18 protein-coding genes and 1 pseudogene are annotated in these 18,638 nt (G+C 53.2%); 15 read left to right on the forward strand and 4 right to left on the reverse strand.

Going from position 1 to position 18,638, the window contains the following annotated elements:
• Positions 1-100 precede the first annotated feature (100 nt).
• On the forward strand, positions 101-364 hold the full coding sequence (locus JL661_RS06980; RefSeq protein WP_004239841.1) for a hypothetical protein: 264 nt from the start codon (positions 101-103) through the stop codon (positions 362-364).
• A gap of 93 nt (positions 365-457) precedes the next feature.
• Here the strand turns inward: JL661_RS06980 and glsA are convergent, their stop codons facing one another.
• Complete coding sequence (gene glsA, locus JL661_RS06985) at positions 458-1,465, reverse strand: glutaminase A (RefSeq protein WP_024473367.1); 1,008 nt, start codon at positions 1,463-1,465, stop codon at positions 458-460.
• Positions 1,466-1,709: 244 nt separating this feature from the next.
• Positions 1,710-3,736, reverse strand: a pseudogene (gene mnmC / locus JL661_RS06990) (bifunctional tRNA (5-methylaminomethyl-2-thiouridine)(34)-methyltransferase MnmC2/FAD-dependent 5-carboxymethylaminomethyl-2-thiouridine(34) oxidoreductase MnmC1).
• 195 nt (positions 3,737-3,931) lie between these two features.
• Between mnmC and fabB the strand changes: the two are divergent.
• The 3 genes from fabB (at position 3,932) to JL661_RS07005 (ending at position 5,972) form a co-directional block, all read left to right on the forward strand.
• Complete coding sequence (fabB, locus tag JL661_RS06995; protein ID WP_024473365.1) at positions 3,932-5,146, forward strand: beta-ketoacyl-ACP synthase I; 1,215 nt, start codon at positions 3,932-3,934, stop codon at positions 5,144-5,146.
• Positions 5,147-5,264: 118 nt separating this feature from the next.
• Entirely contained in the window at positions 5,265-5,534 is a 270-nt protein-coding gene (locus JL661_RS07000) for a YjbD family protein (protein WP_062771469.1), read from the forward strand.
• 228 nt (positions 5,535-5,762) lie between these two features.
• A complete protein-coding gene (locus tag JL661_RS07005; RefSeq protein ID WP_036405900.1) occupies positions 5,763-5,972 on the forward strand; it encodes a hypothetical protein in 210 nt (69 codons plus the stop codon).
• Between the two features lie 107 nt (positions 5,973-6,079).
• Here JL661_RS07005 and JL661_RS07010 read toward each other — a convergent pair whose 3' ends face one another.
• On the reverse strand, positions 6,080-7,048 hold the full coding sequence (locus JL661_RS07010) for a DMT family transporter (RefSeq protein ID WP_218481042.1): 969 nt from the start codon (positions 7,046-7,048) through the stop codon (positions 6,080-6,082).
• Between the two features lie 101 nt (positions 7,049-7,149).
• Here JL661_RS07010 and JL661_RS07015 point away from each other — a divergent pair, with 101 nt between their 5' ends.
• The 11 genes from JL661_RS07015 (at position 7,150) to JL661_RS07065 (ending at position 17,659) form a co-directional block, all read left to right on the forward strand.
• Positions 7,150-7,926 carry an AraC family transcriptional regulator gene (locus JL661_RS07015; RefSeq protein WP_024473362.1) on the forward strand — a complete coding sequence of 259 codons (777 nt, stop codon included), beginning with the start codon at positions 7,150-7,152 and terminating at the stop codon, positions 7,924-7,926.
• 144 nt (positions 7,927-8,070) lie between these two features.
• Positions 8,071-9,201 carry a 4-phosphoerythronate dehydrogenase PdxB gene (pdxB, locus tag JL661_RS07020; protein ID WP_024473361.1) on the forward strand — a complete coding sequence of 377 codons (1,131 nt, stop codon included), beginning with the start codon at positions 8,071-8,073 and terminating at the stop codon, positions 9,199-9,201.
• A 72-nt stretch (positions 9,202-9,273) separates the two neighbouring features.
• Positions 9,274-10,284: an aspartate-semialdehyde dehydrogenase gene (locus JL661_RS07025; protein ID WP_062771471.1), complete on the forward strand. Its 1,011-nt coding sequence runs from the start codon at positions 9,274-9,276 to the stop codon at positions 10,282-10,284.
• Positions 10,284-11,105 (forward strand): tRNA pseudouridine(38-40) synthase TruA, encoded by an 822-nt coding sequence (truA, locus tag JL661_RS07030; protein ID WP_024473360.1) that lies wholly within the window; start codon positions 10,284-10,286, stop codon positions 11,103-11,105. Before JL661_RS07025 ends, truA begins: the two co-directional genes overlap by 1 nt.
• Positions 11,106-11,150: 45 nt before the next feature.
• Entirely contained in the window at positions 11,151-11,822 is a 672-nt protein-coding gene (locus JL661_RS07035; RefSeq protein ID WP_024473359.1) for a DedA family protein, read from the forward strand.
• A gap of 101 nt (positions 11,823-11,923) precedes the next feature.
• Complete coding sequence (gene accD / locus JL661_RS07040) at positions 11,924-12,874, forward strand: acetyl-CoA carboxylase, carboxyltransferase subunit beta (protein WP_024473358.1); 951 nt, start codon at positions 11,924-11,926, stop codon at positions 12,872-12,874.
• Entirely contained in the window at positions 12,867-14,165 is a 1,299-nt protein-coding gene (gene folC, locus JL661_RS07045; RefSeq protein ID WP_024473357.1) for a bifunctional tetrahydrofolate synthase/dihydrofolate synthase, read from the forward strand. Before accD ends, folC begins: the two co-directional genes overlap by 8 nt.
• Entirely contained in the window at positions 14,155-14,823 is a 669-nt protein-coding gene (dedD, locus tag JL661_RS07050) for a cell division protein DedD (RefSeq protein WP_036405886.1), read from the forward strand. Before folC ends, dedD begins: the two co-directional genes overlap by 11 nt.
• A 179-nt stretch (positions 14,824-15,002) precedes the next feature.
• Positions 15,003-15,509, forward strand: a complete 507-nt coding sequence (gene cvpA, locus JL661_RS07055; protein ID WP_004235126.1) for a colicin V production protein — start codon at positions 15,003-15,005, stop codon at positions 15,507-15,509.
• Between the two features lie 15 nt (positions 15,510-15,524).
• On the forward strand, positions 15,525-17,042 hold the full coding sequence (gene purF, locus JL661_RS07060; RefSeq protein WP_004235129.1) for an amidophosphoribosyltransferase: 1,518 nt from the start codon (positions 15,525-15,527) through the stop codon (positions 17,040-17,042).
• A gap of 23 nt (positions 17,043-17,065) precedes the next feature.
• Positions 17,066-17,659, forward strand: coding sequence for a UbiX family flavin prenyltransferase (locus JL661_RS07065; RefSeq protein ID WP_024473355.1), 594 nt, complete (start codon positions 17,066-17,068; stop codon positions 17,657-17,659).
• A gap of 40 nt (positions 17,660-17,699) precedes the next feature.
• On the opposite strand, the gene JL661_RS07070 is transcribed toward JL661_RS07065, so the two are convergent.
• On the reverse strand, positions 17,700-18,611 hold the full coding sequence (locus tag JL661_RS07070; protein ID WP_004239855.1) for a TIGR01777 family oxidoreductase: 912 nt from the start codon (positions 18,609-18,611) through the stop codon (positions 17,700-17,702).
• Between the last annotated feature and the right edge of the window lie 27 nt (positions 18,612-18,638).

Raw genomic sequence — 18,638 nt, forward strand, 5'->3', positions numbered from 1 at the left:
ACTACGTAGATATGTTGAGTAAATAGCATGAACTATTAACTTGCTATTAACATTTATTGTGTCAAAATGTGTTCGTCCCCACAAAACACAGGTATTGATTATGTTTGAATTACAACCGAAAAACGCAGCACAACAGGCTGTGACTATTTACACGAAGATAGCGGTTGCTGCGGTGGTCTTGCTGGCACTGTTATTTTCTTTCTGGTTTAAACTTGACGGAATGAGCGTCATTGAAAGAGCAGTCCCTTCCATCGGTATGATTTTATTTACCGGATTAATAATTTTTAATGCCAAACGGGAATTAGATTCGCTGTACCGTTCAGAGGATAAATGCGCGAAAAGCGTGGTTGCCCTGAACGCCTGACAGAAACAGGATCGCGTCACGCGGACTGATAAATATAAAGAAGAGACGATCACGGATCATCAGCGATGCTGATGATCCTTTTTTTATGTCACATTACTGATATAAATCAGCGCCGGTTTCCTGAGCAATATAGCGGATAGCCGCCTGCGCCCTGACACTGTTACCTGCTTTATCCAGCGGCGGGGAATAGACCGCCACTGCATATTTCCCCGGCACCACGGCCAGAATACCGCCGCCGACACCACTTTTCGCCGGGATACCGACCTGATACAACCAGGTGCCGGAACCGTCATATAACCCGGCAATCGCCATCTCTGCCAGCACTTTGCCGGTATTCTCCGCACTCAGTAACTGTTTGCCGTTGTACGGGGACTTACCGTGATTAGCCAGTACCGCCCCCATTTTGGCCAGATCAACCGTTGTGGCATCCACAGAACACTGACGGGTATAGAGATCAACCGCCTCATCCGGATTGCCGTATAACATGCCGTAAGACTGCATCAGCCGCGCCAGTGCCTGGTTGTGCTGATTGGTTTCGGATTCAGAGCGGTACACTTCATCGTTTACCGTCAGTTTGGTATCAGCGTAAGCTTCCATGTTCTCCATAATCTGCTGCCAGCGGTCGTCCGGGTTTTTGGCCTTGATCAGACTGACGGCGCTGATAGCCCCGGCATTGACCAGCGGGTTCTGCGGGCGATCCGGTCGCAGTTCAATCGCCAGCCCTGAGTTAAACGGCAACCCGGTGGCATTGGCGCCCAGTTTCTCCAGAACCACCTCTGGACCCTGCTGATCCATTACCATTGCGAGGGTAAAGACTTTTGACAGGGATTCCAGCGGGAACAGCTTATCTTTATCCCCGGCGCTGTAGATTTTGCCGTCCACCGTGGCAATCACAACGGCGTAATTATCGGGGCTGTATTTGGCGAGAGCCGGAATATAATCCGCCACGTCACCGGATTTTTCGCTTTTGAATTTCTGATACGCCTGCTCAGCAATCGTATCGTAGCGAACAGTATTATCGGGAATATTATTGTTCTTTGCATAGGCAGAGGTAAAACAAAACAGCGAAAAGGTTAGGGCGATAACTATTTTATTCTTCATAATCTTCTCCGGTTATTATCTCCGGATGAAGCGTATAGGCGCACTGACTTTTCTGTAAATTGATCATTGAGCAAGAGAAATTGCCGCTGACAGGCGAACTGAGCCGGTTTTTGTGAGAATGAACACAAAATGACCCGGGTTTGTGGCGGTGATCAATAAAGTCCGCTGATGAAATTCCGTTTAACCGGCGGAAAAAATATCAATAATGTGATGAAGACCGGCCCGGTGGCCGGTCAGAAGCGGGTCAGGATTTTTTCGGCAGCGGACGGCCTTTCAGCAATTTACGGACATGGAAACGGGCGGGGTGAATGGCCGCGAGTGTGTCATCATCCAGCGGAAGGGCCTCACCGAAAATCTGCGCTGCCAGCACTTCAGCCGCCAGCGGGGCGGTGCATAACCCCCGTGAGCCGAGAGCTGCCAGTAAAAACAGCTGAGGCAGATGCGGTACACTGCATACGGTTTCCGGGGACGATTTTTGTTCATCCAGATGCGCATAACACGCTGTTAATTCGGCAAAATCAGGAACATTTCCGGCCAGCGGCAGGTGATCGCGTAATGTGCAGCGGATCCCCTGACGGGACGCCCCGGCGCTGATATCCACCATCTCCGGCCAGCTGACATCGGGCAGCGAAGTGAGCAGCCGCTGTTTGTTGGCAGTTTGTTCCTCTTCGCGGTATTCCGTGCCCGAATCATTGCGCTGGTGGCTGGCACCAATACAGTGCAGACCGTCAGCCGGATTCACCGGGGTCAGATAACCTTCATAACACAGTACTTTTTTCAGCCCGGCAATCGCCGGTACCGATGGCACATGGCTGACCTGGCCGCGCACCGGCGTGACCGGCAGCGGGGCGGTCTGCGGGAACTGCGTGATACAGTGACCGTTGGCCAGCACCACCACATCCGCCTCTGCTGTGCTGTTATCTGCAAAGCGGAGCTGCCAGCCCTGTTCTGCGGGGATCAGCGCTTTCACCTCACAGTTTAAATGCAGATAAAGTCCTTCTTTTTGTGCCAGCGCTGCGGTATTGCGTACCAGTTCCTGCGGGCAGAGCCAGCCGCCCTGCGGGTAGTGCAGGCCGTCAAAATTGACATCGGTTCCGGCAAGCTCAGAAAGCTGTTCCCGCGACAGGCGCTGCACCATTTCTTCCGGCCATGGGACAGATGAAATGTTATTGATTTTTTTACTGCTTTTTTCGTGATACATCAGCTGAATAACGCCGCACCAGTCATGGTCGTATTTCACACCCTGAGCTGACAATGCATCATATGTACGCCGGGCAAACGGAAATGCGGCGGCAAAAAAGCGCTCAAGCGGGTCATCCCGTCCGGTCAGCAGCGGATAAAGCGCACCCTGGCGGTTGCCGGAAGCATTGAGTGCCAGATCTGCATCCGCGCAATATAAGGACACATCCGCACCACGGCGCAGCAGGGCGAGGGCAGAGAGAACTCCGGCTATCCCTCCGCCAATGACTGCTATCTTCTGCCGGGCGGCAGCCGGATGGCGATCAAACCAGGGTGTCACGGATGGTGCCGCGTCACGGGGATTTACCCCGGCAAGGCATTCCCGCTTGTGCGCAAAGCCTTTGCGGCGCTCAACGGTAAATCCGGCCTGCTGCAAACCACGGCGGACAAAACCGGCGGCAGTAAAGGTGGCAAAGGTACCGCCCGGTTTTGAAAAACGAATCATCAAATCAAACAGCGACTGCTGCCACATATCCGGGTTTTTGGACGGCGCAAAACCGTCGAGAAACCAGGCATCGATTTTGTTGTCCAGCGCGTGAGTGAGGAAAGGAGCAGTTCATTAACATCTCCCAGCCATAAATCGAGGGTAATTTCACCGCCGGACAGCTGAATACGGTGACAGCCGGGTAATGGTTGCGGCCACTGAGCGCACAGCTGTAAGGAGAAATCCGCGAATTCCGGCCAGTGGCGGTGAGCTGCCTGTAAATCAGCCACGGTCAGCGGGAATTTTTCAAAACTGATAAAGTGCAGGCGCTTCAGCGGATGCACAGGATTGGCATTCCTGAACGCCAGGAAGCTCTGCCACAACGTGAGAAAATTCAGTCCGGTACCAAACCCGGTTTCTGCGACAGTGCAGGCCGGGGTGGTTATTTGTGCAAATCTGTCCGGAAAACCGTTTCCGTTAAGAAACACATAGCGGGTTTCTGCCAGTCCGTCATCGTTCGAAAAATAGACGTCATCAAAATGTTGCGAAACAGGTGTACCCTGTTCATTCCAGGTTAAATGTGCAGTTTCAATTGCGGTTTTTTTCACGTTACGGCCTGAGGATTCTGTTCGGTTTTCCCTGATTTTACTCTGCTTTGCGCTATACTGCCATGCCGGATGTGACATAGCACAACATCGGTATGTAAAGATGCGAAAAAACGTCTGATCGGACTTGTTCAGCTTACAGGTGTAAGCTAAAGTAGCGCTAAAATCCCGTACTACTTAAAATGACAGAGGTATTAAATGAAGCGTGCAGTAATCACCGGTCTGGGGATTATCTCAAGTATCGGTAATAACCGGGAGGAAGTACTGGCTTCTTTGAGAGAAGGTCGTTCCGGGATCACATTCTCAGAAGAATTTAAAGAGATCGGCATGCGCAGCCAGGTTTGGGGTAACGTCAAACTGGACACTGCGGGTCTTATTGATCGTAAAACTGCCCGTTTCATGAGTGATGCTTCTATCTATGCGTATCTTTCCATGGAGCAGGCCATCGCAGACTCCGGTCTGACAGAAGAGCAGGTATCTCACTACCGTACCGGTGTGGTTGCCGGTTCAGGCGGCGGTTCCCCGCGTACTCAGGCTATCGCGGCTGACGGCATGCGTGCCAAAGGTCTGCGTGGTGTCGGTCCTTACCTGGTACCGCGTGCAATGGCATCCGGTGTGTCCGCAAACTTAGCGACACCGTTTAAAATCAAAGGCGTGAACTACTCAATCAGTTCTGCCTGCTCCACCTCTGCACACTGTATCGGCCACGCGGTGGAACTGATCCAGCTGGGCAAACAGGATGTGGTGTTTGCCGGCGGCGGTGAAGAACTGTGCTGGGAAATGAGCTGCGAATTTGACGCAATGGGCGCACTGTCCACCAAATACAACGAAACACCGGACAAAGCATCCCGTACTTATGATCAGGGCCGTGACGGCTTCGTGATCGCAGGCGGCGGCGGTATGGTCGTGGTGGAAGAGCTGGAACACGCGCTGGCGCGCGGTGCACATATCTATGGTGAAGTGGTCGGCTACGGCGCGACATCTGACGGCGCGGACATGGTTGCCCCGTCCGGTGAAGGTGCGGTCCGCTGCATGCAGATGGCGATGCACGGCCTGGATACGCCGGTTGACTACATCAACACCCACGGCACATCCACGCCGGTCGGTGATACCAAAGAGCTGGAAGCTATCCGTGAAGTCTTCGGTGACCATACTCCGGCTCTGTCAGCGACCAAAGCCATGACTGGTCACTCACTGGGTGCCGCAGGTGTTCACGAGGCTATTTACAGTCTGCTGATGCTGGAGCACGGTTTTATCGCGCCGAGCATCAACGTGGAAAACCTTGATGAGAAAGCGGAAGGTATGGCGATTATCACAGAACCGACCGAACGCAAGCTGACTACTGTGATGTCCAACAGCTTCGGCTTCGGCGGCACCAACGCCACACTGGTTATGCGCAAATATCAGAACTGATTTTGCCCTGTTGATCAGATAAATGCCCCGGTTTAATCACCGGGGCATTTTCTTTTGCGGTAAACTCTGTCAGGGTATAACGGTACTGTTTATCCTTTTACTGCCACAGGGGTGATGAATGAAAAAGCTGACTATCGCAGAGATGACTGAGCCGCAGAAAATCCGTGTCCGCACCCGGCTGGCTCAGGAACAGAAAAAACTGGGGTGTCCGCTGACCAATGCGGAGCAGAATAAAGTCAAAGATCAGATTATCACCGAAATTTCCAAAGAAGTGGATGCCGCTGCCGCTAAAGTCAGAGCACAGAAAAAAAAGGATAAAATCAAACCCGGCGGCGGGGAAGAAACCTTTAACTGGTCAGCGAAAACTCATACGCGGGGATTGCGCTGAGCCTTCCGGATAATTTACTTCTGTTTTTATTACGATAACCGCCACACGGCGGTTTTTTGTACTGAGTATATTTTAATAAACAATACGACATAATAAATTTACGTATATTCCGCCTGAGCTATTTCTGTATATTTTTAGGATGACGCCGGAATAATATCAGAATTATTTTCTGTCATTATTTTTATTCCGGTGTATTTCATGGTATGTAATTAGACCACAGGTGATTATATGATATTTAAAGTGATTTTATCGAAAGCACTCATGGCTGTTATGTTCGTTTTATCTGTCAGTATAGCAGCCAACGCGGCTGAGAAATCATCATGGCTGTTTGTCGGGCCTTACTTCTCCGGTGACGGGACTATTTATTGTAAATATGTAAAAAAGGGAAATGTCATGCTTCGCAAAGGATATCCGAATTGTCCTGCTGTTATCCGGTAAATAATAGTCAGTGATTTTTTTAATTAAAAAATTGTTATTACGACAGATTTGTTATTGTGAAATACAGTTAATATAAGCAATGTAAAACGGTACATAACGACAGATTTTTATGTACCGTTTTCACCGGATTTCCGGAGCGGATTATCTATTCTCCCGCACCACACCGCTGCGGCTGTGTTTTTTTTCGTTTTACGGCGGATAATCTGTGTCAGTGGTGTGCGCAGACGCTGCGCCATAATTACCCCTATCAGTACCACACCACCGCCGATAATATGATAGCTGTGCAGCTCTTCTTTCAGGAAGACAGCGGCGATAATGGCGGTCAGTACCGGTGCCAGGTTCATAAAGATAGAGGCGGCGTTTGCACCCAAACGGGTGACGCCCAGGATCCACAGCAGCGGCGCAAAAATAGAGGCCGCAATCCCTGCATACAATACCAGTCCGATATTATCGCGGTTCAGTGTCACATCACCGGCGCTGAGGAATACCGGGATCAGCAGCAGTACGCCAAAAACAATCTGCATATACAGCGAGTGAATGCTCGACAGCGGGATCGCCCAGCGTTTGGTCAGCACGCCGTAGAAGGCATAAGCGAGACCGGCGATAAACATCAGCATTTCACCCTGACCCAGCCCCTGATGCAGTAAATCTGCCGGATGTCCCTTGCTGATAAGCCAGGTCAGGCCGCTCAGGGAGAGAATTGTACCGAGTACAATACCGATGGTCGGTGCGATCCGCAGTACCGGGATACTTAACACCACGGTCAGCAGCGGGATCAGCGAGGTGATAATCCCCATAAAGGTGGCGCTGACGGTATAAGCGGCGTAGTACGCCAGGCTCTGATACAGCCCCATGCCGAGAAAACCGAGGATAAACAGTTTCCACGCGTGTTGTTTGATCACCGTACGCTGCTGCCAGACCGGCATAATCAGGAACGGCGTCATCACGGCGAGTGCCAGTGCCCAGCGGTAAAAGGAAATCGCGCCGGGGGCGATGGCACCGGCGGCCAGTTTATTCACCACGGCATTCACAGACCAGATTAATACAGCCCCGAGGGGTAAAAGCAGGTTTTTCATTCTTAAACTCATTTTCATTATCAGGCAGGTGGTGTAGTGTAATCTGTCTTAATTATTCTATATAACGATATCCCGCCAATTTATAGAGAGGATCTGACAAGATGGCCCGTAAGTCAGATATTTCATCACTGGGTGTGAAAGACCCGGTGACATTAATCTGCCGTCATGAACAGTTTTATTCGGAAACGGAGTTTGCCCTTCATCATCACCCCTTCGGCCAGTTGCTGTATGTCGCCAGCGGTGTGATGGAGATGACCGTTGAGGGACAGCGCTATCTGGCGCCGGCGGGGTTTTGTATCTGGATCCCGCCGGGAACGGAACATGCCAGTTATAACAAAGCCTGCGCCTCTTTCAAAATTATTGATATTTCGCCGCAGTGGGCACCGCAGTTACCGCAGATGGCCTGTGTGATAGAGCTGACGCCGGTATTCAGTGCGGTGATGCAGGATTTGTTCGGCCGCAAAGTCCGTGAACCGGAAACTGACGCGGACAGGCGGCTGGCGCTGGTACTGACCGATCAACTGCTGCTGTCACCCTGTCAGCCGACCTATCTGCCGGTCACGGATGATAAACTGCTGGCACCGGTGCTCAGTGCGCTGGAGAATGATCCGTCCGATAATACGTCGCTGGCGGAGTGGGCGGTACGACGCTTTACCTCGGAACGGACATTATCCCGCCGCTGTCAGCAGAAGCTGGGGATGTCCTTCAGTGAATGGCGTCAGCGCCTGCGTTTTCTGCGGGCGGTGGCGTTATTACAGGAAGGCCGCAGTGTGCAGAATGTCGCGCTGGATGTGGGTTACAGCTCATCATCCGCCTTTATTGCCATGTTTTCCCAGCTGGCCGGTGTCACGCCGGAGCGCTTCCGTCATCAGCCTTAATTGCTCTCTTTAGCAACAATCGGTGTTCCGGGCGTAGGTTTTATCCCGCAGAAGTGGCAAAATAGCGGCCATCCGTTTCAATTCCGGTTGTGCCGCCGCACCGACAGGTCTCCGCCGGCCGCCGACAGTATGAAGGTGAAGCCCGTGAAAATCGTTGTAGATGAGAATATGCCTTACGCCGAAACCCTGTTTTCCCGTCTCGGGGACGTGGTGGCGGTGCCGGGACGTCCGTTGCCGGACGGGGTGCTGGATGATGCTGACGCACTGATGGTGCGTTCTGTCACGAAAGTGAATGCACAGCTGCTGGAAAATACGCCGGTGAAATTCACCGGTACCGCAACCGCCGGTTTTGATCATGTGGATAAAGCCTGGCTGGCGGAGCAGGGAATTGGTTTCTCCTCCGCGCCGGGTTGTAATGCAATTGCTGTGGTGGAATATGTCTTTTCTGCCCTGATGCTGCTGGCGGAGCGCGACAGTTTTCAGCTGACGGATAAAACCGTCGGGATTATCGGGGCCGGGAATGTCGGCGGCCGTCTGGCGAAGCGTCTGGAAGCACTGGGTGTTAATATTCTCATCTGTGACCCGCCGCGTGCGGATAATGGCGATGCCGGGGAATTTTATGATATCGATACCCTGGTGGCGCAGGCCGATATCCTGACATTCCATACCCCGCTGAATAAATCCGGGCCATACACCACACTGCATCTGATGGATGAAACCCGTCTCAGTGCCATGAAAGACAACGGCATTCTGATCAACGCCAGCCGTGGTGCGGTGGTGGATAACCGGGCGCTGTTATCGGTACTGGCCGGCGGCAAACCACTGAGTGTGGTGCTGGATGTGTGGGAGCCGGAGCCGGATCTGTCAACTGAACTGCTTTCACTGGCGGATATCGGTACGCCGCATATTGCCGGTTATACCCTGGAAGGCAAGGCGCGTGGTACCACGCAGGTCTTTGAAGCCTTTGCGGAATTCACCGGACAACCACAGCAGGTTGCGCTGTCAGAATTGTTACCGGCACCGGAATTCGGCTGTATCACACTGTCAGGTAAAGTAACGCAAAGTATTCTCAAACGTTTAATGCATCTGGTTTATGATGTCCGCCGTGATGATGCGGCATTACGTGCGGTGGCTGGTGTGGCGGGTGAGTTTGACAAACTGCGTAAGTTTTATCCTGATCGCCGTGAGTGGTCATCACTGACTGTTATTTGTGATGATGCACAGAGTGCGGCGCTGTTGTCTGACCTGGGTTTCACGGCAGAATACCGCGCATAAAATCATTTTTTCATCATTCTTTTTCTGACTGTACCGCGCTGACGCGGTGCAGTCTTTGTTCCGGAGATAACTATGTCAGAAGGCTGGAATATTGCCGTATTGGGTGCGACCGGTGCTGTCGGCAGCGCCGTGGTGTCATTACTGGAAGAGCGTGAATTTCCGGTGGGAGAGTTATATTTACTGGCCGGGGAGCGCAGCGCGGGAGAATCGGTGCGCATGAACGGCAAAAGCTATCTGGTCACCGAAGCCCGTGATTTTGACTGGTCACAGGTGCAGCTGGCCTTTTTCATGGCCTGTGCGGAAGCCACCGCCGCGTATTATGAAGCGGCGACAGACAGCGGCTGTATTGTGATTGACAGCAGCGGCCTGTTTGCGCTGGAGCCTGACGTACCGCTGGTGGTACCGTCGGTGAACCCGCAGGCACTGAGCGAATACCGCAACCGTAACCTGATTGCGCTGGCAGACAGCACAGTCAGCCAGTTACTGACTGCTATCCGTCCGCTGGTGGAAAGCGCCGGGTTATCCCGCATTAATCTGACCAACCTGTTCTCTGTTTCCCGTTTCGGGAAAAGTGCGGTGGAAGAGCTGGCCGGGGAGTGTGCAAAACTCCTCAATGGCATCCCGCCGGAAGCCGGTCGTTTCAGTAAACAGCTGGCGTTTAACCTTCTGCCGCTGCTGACTGATGAGCAGGGCAGTGTGTCAGAAGAGCGCCGTATCGCGGAAGAAACCCGCAAAGTCCTGCAGGATGCCGGTCTGCCGATCAGCGTGAGCTGTGTGCAGTCCCCGGTGTTCTACGGCAACGCGCAGATAGTGCAGCTGGAAACACTGCGCCCGCTCGGCAGTGAAGAGGCCCGTGATGAACTGGAACGGGCAGAGGATATTCAGCTCTCAGAAGAGCAGGAGTTCCCGACTCAGGTGACGGATGCCTCCGGCAATCATCTGCTGAATATCGGTTGTCTGCGTAATGATTACGGTATTCCGGAAATTCTGCATTTCTGGTCAGTGGCGGATAACGTACAGTTTGGCGGCGCACTGATGGCAGTCGAAATTGCCGAGCGTCTGACGCAGGAGCAGTTTTACTGATGTCAGAGGTGATTTTACCGGCGGAAGAGGGTAAAACCACTATCGCGCTGGGTATTGAATATGACGGCAGCCGTTATTACGGCTGGCAGCGTCAGTCAGAAGTCGCGAGTGTGCAGGGCTGTCTGGAAAAAGCGCTGTCAAAAGTGGCGGCAGAGCCGGTCTCGGTTTTCTGTGCGGGCCGGACCGATGCCGGGGTGCATGCCACCGGTCAGGTGGTGCATTTTCATACGGCAGCTGTCCGGAAAGATGCGGCCTGGACGATGGGCGTAAACACCCATCTGCCGCCGGATATCGCGGTGCGCTGGGTCAAAACCGTGCCGGAAAACTTCCACGCCCGGTTCAGTGCCACAGCGCGGCGTTACCGCTATGTGATTTTCAATCACCGTTTTCGTCCGGCTATCCTCAGCAAGGGTGTGACCCACTTTCATTATCCGCTGGATGAAAAGCGGATGCATGAAGCGGCACAGAGCCTGCTGGGGGAGAATGATTTTTCCTCTTTCCGCGCGGCGCAGTGTCAGTCCAGAAGCCCGTGGCGTAATGTGATGCATGTGAACGTCACCCGTCAGGGGCAGTATGTGATTGTGGATATCAAAGCCAACGCCTTTGTGCATCATATGGTGCGCAATATCACCGGCGCTCTGCTGGAGGTCGGCTGCGGTAATTTACCGGTTAGTCGTATCGCGGAGCTGCTGGCACTGAAAGACCGGACACTGGCTCCGGCAACGGCACCGGCGGAAGGTTTGTATCTGGTTTCAGTGGATTACCCGGAAGAATTTGCCCTGCCGTCACCGGCGATGGGGCCGCTTTTCCTGGCAGATTAATTTATTGGCCGGATAAGCATAAGGCTGCGTCCGGCGGGGTGAAATATGGAATATATTCAATATCTGATCGATTTTATTTTGCACATTGACTTGCATATGAAAGAGATGGTCGCGGATTACGGCATCTGGGTTTATGCGATTTTATTCCTGATCCTGTTCTGTGAGACCGGGCTTGTGGTCACGCCGTTCCTGCCGGGAGACTCGCTGCTGTTTGTGGCGGGAACACTGGCGGCACTGCCGTCTAACGACCTGAACATTCATGTGATGGTGCTGCTGATGATTACAGCGGCGATTATCGGTGACGCGGTAAACTATACTATCGGGCACTTTTTCGGGGAGCGGCTTTTCCGTAATCCGGACTCAAAAATCTTCCGTCAGAGTCACCTGCGCAAGACCCATGCGTTCTTTGAAACCCATGGCGGTAAAGCGATTATTCTGGCGCGATTTGTTCCGATTGTGCGGACATTTGCCCCGTTTGTTGCCGGTATGAGTAAAATGTCGTATCGCCACTTTGCGATGTTTAACGTTATCGGTGCAATTGTATGGGTGGTATTATTTGCCTATGCAGGGTATATCTTCGGGGAAACCAAGATTGTACAGGAAAACTTGAAATTACTTATCGTGGCGATTATTTTCATCTCCATATTGCCCGGTATTATCGAGGTATGGCGTCACCGCCGTGCGGCGAAAAAAGCACAGAAACGTGATGACGCCTGAGTGGTTTGAGCAGTTTTTTATCCACAGTGCATAAGCAATGTGGTTTAATGGCAGATAATAATTACACTGGCTGAGCCAGATTTCAGACGGAAAGGTCATTAATGAGCTGGATTGAAAAAATTCTGAATAAGACCCCAATGAACCAGACACGCAAGGCGAGCATTCCTGAAGGTGTCTGGACGAAGTGCGACAGTTGTGGTCAGGTACTGTACCGCCAGGAGGTGGAACGTAATCTTGAGGTGTGTCCGAAATGTGATCATCACATGCGGATCCCTGCACGTGCGCGCCTGCTGACGTTTCTGGATGAAGGCAGCACCACGGAACTGGGAACTGATCTGGAGCCGAAAGACGTCCTGAAATTCCGTGATTCCAAAAAATACAAAGACAGACTGGTGTCCGCCCAGAAAGCAACCGGGGAAAAAGAAGCCCTGATTGCGATGAAAGGCACCCTGAAAACCATGCCGGTTGTCGCGGCAGCGTTTGAATTTGCCTTTATCGGCGGTTCGATGTCTTCTGTGGTCGGTGCACGGTTTGTCCGCGCGGTTGAACAGGCACTGGAAGATAACTGCCCGCTGGTCTGCTTCTCCGCAAGCGGCGGCGCACGTATGCAGGAAGCGCTGATGTCGCTGATGCAGATGGCCAAAACCAGTGCGGCTCTGGCCAAAATGCAGGAGCGCGGTCTGCCGTATATCTCTGTGCTGACTGACCCGACCATGGGTGGTGTCTCCGCAAGTCTGGCTATGCTGGGTGATATCAATATCGCCGAGCCGAAAGCCCTGATCGGCTTTGCCGGTCCGCGTGTTATCGAGCAGACTGTCCGTGAGAAATTACCGCCGGGATTCCAGCGCAGTGAGTTCCTGATTGAAAAAGGGGCGATCGATATGATTGTCCGCCGCCCGGAAATGCGTGATACCGTCGCGGAAATTCTGTCAAAACTGACGAACTATCAGTTCCCGCAGGAAGGTGAAGTCATTGAAATCCTGACCGCGGATGAACCTGATTCCGACTTATCTTCTGAAACAGAGACTGATGTCAAAAAACACGATGTCTGATAAGCGAGAAAGACCGACAGCCGCGTCATCGATGATGACGTGGCTTTCTTATCTGGGTGATCTGCATACGCAGGTTATTGATATGGGACTGGAACGTGTCGGTGCGGTGGCGGATATCATGAATCTGCGCTATCCCGCCCCGAAAGTGATTACTGTTTCCGGGACCAACGGCAAAGGCACCACCTGCCATACGCTCGAATCTATCCTGCTGGCTGCAGGGTTGCGGGTCGGGGTATACAGCTCCCCGCATCTGGTGAATTACACCGAACGGGTGCGGATTCAGGGGCAAAACCCGCCGGAAGCGGATTTCTGCCGTGTTTTTGCGGATATTGACGCGCAGCGCGGCGATATCACACTGACCTATTTTGAAGCGGGCACTCTGGCAGCACTGCAGCTGTTCCGCGAAGCCAACCTTGACGTGGTGATTCTGGAAGTCGGCCTCGGCGGGCGTCTGGATGCCACCAATATCGTCGATTCTCATATCACGGCTATTACCAGTATCGCGCTGGATCACACCGACTGGCTCGGCGCTGACCGCGAGCATATCGCCCGTGAGAAAGCCGGAATTTTCCGCCCGCACTGTGTGGCGGTGATCGGCGAGCCGGACGCGCCTTATACCATCGCCGACGTGGCAAACAAGCTGGAAACCTCGCTGTTCTGCCGTGCCGATGACTGGTCTTACAAAGAGCAGGGCGACCACTGGACGTGGCAGTGTGAGGATGAAACCCTCGATAATCTGCCGCTGCCGAATGTGCCGCTGGCAAATGCCGCGACTGCCCTTGCGGTGATCCACAACCTGCGTCAGGTGAAAGACAAAACCGGCCGTGCCATCACCCGTGAGGCGATTGATACCGGGCTGCGTCAGGCACAACTGCCGGGCCGTTTTCAGATTGTCTCACAACAACCGCTGACCGTGCTGGATGTGGCGCATAACCCGCATGCCGCCGGTTATCTGGTCTCAAAACTGGCACAGTTACCGCGTACTGCGCAGAGCCGTGTCCGTGCTGTGATCGGTATGCTGGGCGACAAAGATATCAAAGGTACCCTGGCTGTGCTGGGTGAGCAGGTGACAGACTGGTATGTCGCGCCGCTGACCGAACTGCGCGGAGCCCCGGCTGAACAGCTGGCGGAGCATCTGACCAACCCGCAGCAGTTTGCCGATGTGGAAAGTGCCTGGGAACAGGCGCGCCGTGATGCCTCACCGGAGGATATCGTGGTGGTGTGCGGGTCATTCCACACAGTGGCTCATGTTATGGATGTTTTAGCGAAGGAAGGTGCGGGTGGCCAGTAAATTTCAGAATCGCTTAGTCGGAACCATTATCCTGGTGGCGGTAGGTGTGATTGTCCTGCCGGTGCTGCTGGACGGCGATAAGAAATATAACGAAGACCAGTTCGCAGCCATCCCGCTTATCCCGAAAGAAGGGGAGCAGGATGAGATTGATGCGGTGAATCCGATCAATCAGACTATGCCGACGATGCCGTCAGAAGGGGCATCCAGCGCCATGATTACCGAAGCGGCACAAACCGGGACGGAAGAAGCCCCTGCGGAAGCGTCTGCGGGCGGCAGTACCACCTCCAATGTGCCGCCGGGGGCGGATCCGCTGCCGCCGGTGGTGATTCCGGATAAACAACCGCAGCCGAAACCGGAACCTAAGCCGGTGCCTGAGCCGGAACCAAAACCTGAGCCGAAACCGGAACCTAAGCCGGAAAAAGCGCCGCAGGGACAAGCTTATGTTGTGCAGCTGGGTGCATTATCTAATGCCCGTAAGGTGGAGGAGATTGTCGCCACACTGCGGTTATCCGGTTATCAGGTGTATACCGTGCCGCGCGGCAAGCTGACGCTGATTATGGTCGGGCCGTCAGCCTCGCAGGCCGAGCTGAAGTCCTCGCTGGGGGAACTGAGACAGCTTACCGGGCTGGATGGCCGGGTGCAGTCTTATAAACCGTAGCGAATTTAAGGAATTAGCAATATCCGTTAATAAAATCAGTTAACTCTTTGCGGCGATTATAATTTTTTATTTCGCCGCAATTTATTTTCGGATGGAGCAAAAATCCGTTACGCAAACGTTTTCGTTTTCTGTTAGAATGCGCCCGTCACTGATGCCGGGGCATCAATTTGGATAGTGATATGGTTTGGATTGATTACGCAATTATTGCAATTATTGCTTTCTCGGCATTAGTCAGCCTGGTTCGTGGTTTCGTTCGCGAAGCCTTATCGTTAGTGACCTGGGTCTGTGCGTTTTATGTGGCCAGCGAGTTTTTCCCGCTGCTGGCGGACTATTTTACGCGCTTTGATGACCCGCTGGTCCGCAACGGAATCGCCATTGCGATTTTATTTGTTGCGACACTGATTGTCGGCTCGGTGATTAACCATGTTATCGGTTCACTGGTTCAGCGGACAGGCTTATCAGGCACAGATCGTGTTCTCGGGGTTTGTTTTGGTGCTCTGCGCGGGGTGCTGATCGTGGCGGCAATTTTGTTCTTCCTCGACAGCTTCACGCAGATGAGTCAGAGCAGCGACTGGCAGCAGTCACAACTCATCCCCCAATTCAGTCATGTTATCAGGTGGTTCTTTGACTACCTCCAGAATGCGTCAAGTTTCCTGCCGGAGAATTTTCCTTCTCCGCCCGGCTGATGAGGAAAAAACTACATGTGTGGTATTGTTGGTATCGTTGGTTTTACGCAAGTCAATCAATCAATTTATGATGCGCTCACGGTGTTACAGCACCGGGGCCAGGATGCAGCCGGTATCGCAACCATTGACAGTAACAATGGTTTCCGGCTCCGTAAAGCCAACGGACTGGTGAAAGATGTTTTCGAAACCCGCCATATGCTGCGTTTGCAAGGCACACTCGGGATTGGCCATGTCCGCTACCCGACCGCAGGCAGCTCCAGTGCATCGGAAGCACAGCCGTTTTATGTCAATTCACCGTTCGGTATCACTCTGGCGCATAACGGCAATCTGACCAATGCGCACACGCTGAAACATCAGCTGTTTGAAACAGCCCGCCGTCATGTCAATACCACCTCCGATTCTGAAATTCTGCTCAACGTGCTGGCGTATGAGCTGGATCGCTTTGATGCTCACCCGCTGGAGCCGGATAATATTTTTGCCGCTGTCAGCGCGATGCACACCAAAATCCGCGGCGCGTATGCCTGTGTGGCACTGATTATCGGCCACGGTCTGCTGGCGTTCCGTGACCCGAACGGTATCCGTCCGCTGGTACTCGGCAAGCGTACTCTGGTTGATGGCCGTGAAGAGTACATGGTCGCGTCTGAAAGTGTCGCACTGGATACCCTCGGTTTTGAATATCTGCGGGATGTGGCACCTGGTGAAGCGGTGTATATCACGGAAACCGGACAGCTCTACACCCGCCAGTGTGCGGCAAATCCGTCACTGACACCGTGCCTGTTCGAGTTTGTTTATTTCGCCCGTCCGGATTCCGTTATCGATAAAGTCTCTGTCTATAACGCCCGTCTGCGCATGGGTCAGAAACTCGGTGCGAAAATTGCCCGCGAGTGGGAAGACCTGGATATCGATGTGGTGATCCCGATTCCGGAAACCTCAATGGACAGTGCGCTGGAAATCGCTCATATGCTGAACAAACCATACCGCCAGGGGTTTGTGAAAAACCGCTATGTGGGACGCACTTTTATCATGCCGGGTCAGCAGGAGCGGAAAAAATCTGTCCGCCGCAAACTCAATGCCAACCGTACCGAGTTCAAAGGGAAAAACGTGCTGCTGGTGGATGATTCCATTGTGCGCGGCACCACGTCAGAGCAGATTGTGGAACTGGCACGGGAAGCCGGGGCGAAGAAAGTCTATTTTGCTTCTGCGGCACCGGAAGTGCGTTTCCCTAATGTCTATGGCATCGATATGCCTAATGCCAACGAGTTAATCGCTCATGGCCGTGAAGCGGATGAAATCTGCCGCCTGATTGGGGCGGATGCCCTGATTTTCCAGGATCTGAGTGACCTTATCGATGCGGTGCGTGAAGAGAATCCGGATATCCGGGGTCTTGAGGCATCGGTGTTTGATGGTATCTATGTCACCAAAGATATCGACCAGGATTATCTCGACTATGTGGAAAACTTACGTAAGGATGATGAATTAAAGTTGCGGGATCATAACGAAATTGAGAACCTTGAGATATATAATGAGGGTTAATCTCTTTTTTGTCAGGTGATGTTATGAAAAAACTGATTGTGGGGCTGACCGGCGCAAGTGGTGCTGTCTATGGTGTGCGGCTGCTGGAGGTCCTGCAAACGGTGCCGGAAGTGGAAACCCATCTGATTGTCAGTCAGGCGGCCCGTCAGACACTGGCGCTGGAAACGGCGTACAGTCTGCGGGATGTGCAGGCACTGGCGGATGTGGTACATGATGAGCGTGATATCGCCGCCTGTATATCTTCCGGCTCTGTCAGAACACTGGGGATGGTTATCCTGCCCTGTTCGGTGAAAACCCTGTCAGGGATTGTTCACAGTTACACGGACACCCTGGTGACCCGTGCGGCGGATGTGGTGCTCAAGGAAGGGCGCAAACTGGTGCTGGGCGTTCGTGAAACGCCGCTGCATCTGGGACATCTGCGGCTGATGACACAGGCGGCAGAAATCGGTGCGGTGATTATGCCACCGATGCCTGCGTTTTATCATCAGCCGGAAACGGTGCAGGATATTATTGACCAGACGGTCAACCGTGTACTTGATCAGTTTGATATTGAATTACCGGAAGATTTATTTACCCGCTGGAGCGGGGCAAAAAATCCCCGTACCGTACAGCAGTAATCTGAATCACCCGGCCGTTTGTTTCCGGCCGGGCTCTGCATTAATAGTCCGCCGGACTGTCCAGTAAATCCCGCAGTGCTTCTTCCAGATTAATAAACTGACAGCCGAACCCGGCTTCTTCCAGCCGTTTCGGCAGGGCATTCTGACCGCCGAGTACCAGTACCGCCGCTTCTCCCATCAGCGCCTTCACCACAAATGCCGGAACACGCAGCAGATGCGGGCGGTGCAGGATCTGCGCCAGTACCGCTGCAAACTGCTCATTATGGGACGGATAAGGCGCGGTCATATTGAACGGGCCGTTCTGTGCGGGATCGTCGAGCAGAAACAGAATGGCGCTGACCATGTCACTGATATGGATCCACGGCATATACTGACGGCCATTACCAATAGGGCCGCCAAGACCGGCGCGGTAGACCGGCAGCAGTTTCGCCAGCGCGCCGCCTTCCGGGGAGAGTACAATCCCGGTGCGCAGCAGACAGACCCGGGTTTTCTCACTCTGTGCTTTCATCGCCAGGGATTCCCAGCGGTCACACAGAGTGTGGGTGAATTCCTGATTCGGTTCGTCATCCTCCGTCACGACGGATTGTCCCTGATCACCGTACCAGCCCACGGCAGAGCCGGAGAGAAACACCGCCGGCGGCGTTTCACTGGCATTAATAAGCTCACTGAGTCGTTCGGTTATCTGCCAGCGGCTCTCACACAACAGCTTTTTCTGCTCTTCACTCCAGCGTTTATCCGCGATAGGCTCACCGGCGAGGTTAATCACCGCATCGATGTCATTCAGATGTGTTATATCATTGAGTGAATTAAGGTTTTCTGCGGCTGAGCAAAAACGGGAATAGACTTTCTGCGGTGAGCGGCTCAGAACCACCACCTGATATTTCCGGGCAATCAGTGCCTGCACCAGCGGAGTGCCGACAAGTCCGGTGCCGCCTGTGATCAGAATACGCATAGATGCTCCTTCTGCCGGTAGGTTTCT

The sequence above is a fragment of the Morganella morganii genome (genome assembly GCF_019243775.1).
Classification (GTDB): domain Bacteria; phylum Pseudomonadota; class Gammaproteobacteria; order Enterobacterales; family Enterobacteriaceae; genus Morganella; species Morganella morganii.